At 34.0% G+C, this 1845-nt stretch carries 1 protein-coding gene and 1 rRNA gene; one reads left to right on the forward strand and one right to left on the reverse strand.

The features are described from left to right. Positions 1-316: 316 nt before the first annotated feature. Positions 317-763, reverse strand: coding sequence for an RNA-binding protein (locus H4J50_RS18830; RefSeq protein ID WP_085306096.1), 447 nt, complete (start codon positions 761-763; stop codon positions 317-319). 971 nt (positions 764-1734) lie between these two features. On the opposite strand from H4J50_RS18830, the gene H4J50_RS18835 reads away from it, so the two are divergent. After that, positions 1735-1845, forward strand: a 16S ribosomal RNA gene (locus tag H4J50_RS18835); the annotation flags it as partial.

Raw genomic sequence — 1845 nt, forward strand, 5'->3', positions numbered from 1 at the left:
TTATTATAGTAATCAACTCCCTTTGTTTACATTTTTTAACACTTTATTTGATTTTTCAACTTATGTCACCTTTTTTAATTATTAATCAGTAAAGAAATCAATAATTAAGCAATAAAGTGAAATTTAGAAAATAACAGCATATTAACTATGAAAATTTATACAAAACGATGAACATAAGTGAGAGCATTCATTTATTTAGAATAAAAGAATGGTAAATCGGTGTGGGTTTGCTGACATTTGAAGGTGAATAATGCCGTTTACTAAATAAACGGCATTTGAAACATTAAAACATTACTAATGTATTTAAATAAACAGGTTACTCAGAAACTGGTTCTGGGCGTTCTTTTGCTTCACGAACTTTTAAAGTTCGCTGTTGAAATTCACTATCGTTTAGTGAAGATATCGCTTTGTCGGCATCAGCTGACGAAATTTCTACAAAACCAAAGCCACGTCTTTTCCCTGTATGCTTATCTTTCATTAATCTAACGGATTGAACTTGGCCATATTCAGAGAAAAGCTCTCTTACTGCAGCTTCATTAGCTCTATAAGGTAAATTACCAACATAGAGAGTACTTATACTTGTGTCTGCATCTTGTACACTTGTTTCAGCTTTGCCAATTAACGGGGCGATGAATGCACAAACAAAAGCAATAACAGCGGCGCTGATACTGGTAAGTTCAATAACATCACCGTTTGCTAAAAAGTATATAGCTACAGAGAAAACTAACGCTACTATGAGCGTTAATGGTTGAGGAGACTTCATAATGGATACCTAATTATTATTTTATAAGAAACTTAAATTGCAATTCTATGTTACCCACCTTTTAGCAATGTGCAAGAATAAGTGTAATTTTTATGCAATTTATTCAGCTATATACCTATATAACATTCCCAGTCACGATATTCGTTTATAAAATTAGTAAAAACACCTATATAGCATTAATTTTTAACTGTAGCTTTCACTCTTTGCACTAGCTTTGTAGAAAATAGACTTTAAAAACTTAGTATGAGCAAAAGAAAAAACAGAGATAATAGTATTTTCATTTGAACAGCATGCTATTTACACTGCTTTAGCTTATTAAAAGCACCAGCTGTACAATTAAAAGGCAAACAAACACTTTTATGCAATTTAATTACAATTAGCGGTTGACGTGAGGTCAAAAATCTCTAAAATGCGCTCCACTTCTTCGGGACAAGTCGAAGAGGTTGATGTATAGGAAATACGAATTAGGGCGAGTTAGGACGACGTAAGCCCGGTTTTAATGAGTTATCTAGCGCGGTTTAGGCCGATTTGGTTAACTTAACGTTTTAAAGTTAAGTTTGAATCTTCTGAAAAGAAAGTTTAAAAAAAACGAAATAAAACGTTGACATTGAAACAGAGTTGCGTAGAATGCGCATCTCGCTTCAGGCAAGGCCTGTAGCAACGAAGCAAAGCGAATGAGATTTTGTTTCGGTTAGTTTTTTACTTTGAGTTTAAACTAACGTTCTTTAACAATTAGTTATCATGCAATTTGTGTGGACACTCACATTAACGTTGATTTTACATAGTTATCCTCGGATAACAAAAAAACAGCTTAATATGATGTCACACAAAATAAGTATCATTTAGGTCTTCGGATTTAAATAATACGTTTTATGTAGTTACTTAGTTCCTAGTCGGGATTAAGTAACACGACAGAATTCATTGAGCAGATGTTGAAACAAGTTTACTTGTCTCACATCACAAACGATTTTTAATTGAAGAGTTTGATCATGGCTCAGATTGAACGCTGGCGGCAGGCTTAACACATGCAAGTCGAGCGGAAACGAGAATAGCTTGCTATTCGGCGTCGAGCGGCGGACGGG

Source organism: Colwellia sp. 6M3 (genome assembly GCF_014077595.1).
In the GTDB taxonomy this organism is placed as follows: Bacteria; Pseudomonadota; Gammaproteobacteria; order Enterobacterales; family Alteromonadaceae; genus Cognaticolwellia.